The organism is Neisseria sp. P0001.S005 (assembly GCF_051963715.1).
On sequence record NZ_JBQCTZ010000724.1, the window covers coordinates 1 to 383 of the forward strand.

At 34.2% G+C, this 383-nt stretch carries 1 protein-coding gene; it reads left to right on the forward strand.

Features of this window, described 5'->3' with window-relative positions; all coding sequences use genetic code 11:
- A partial coding sequence (locus ACTHSP_RS22570) for a DUF6636 domain-containing protein (protein ID WP_440347080.1) occupies positions 1-183 on the forward strand: 183 nt, incomplete at its 5' end.
- Positions 184-383: the final 200 nt, after the last annotated feature.

A 383-nucleotide genomic window follows, 5' to 3' on the forward strand; every position in this document is an offset into this window, starting at 1 on the left:
GGTAAAGCAGATATGGTTTGTCATAGTGACTTTCCTTTTAATCCCAAAGCCCGTATCTTGAAAAATGGAGAAACAGTTAAAGGTAATGGCTGGCAATGTACGGCTTCCGGTTCAGAAGTAACTTGCATAAATCAAGATAAACATGGATTTAAGATTAGTCAGGAAGTGCAGAAGCTGTTTTAATACATCTTTAGGAATTTAATTTATTAAAGGAATGGTATATGGATACAAATAAAACTGGTAATCACAAGCAAGAAAATCAAAGAGACCAAGTTCGAGAACAGGTTATCAATGATTATATTGAAAATTTAAGGAAATATAATGGCTATACCGAAAAAGGTAAGGATAATACCATTTTTGGGGCTCATTATGGCATGCAAGGC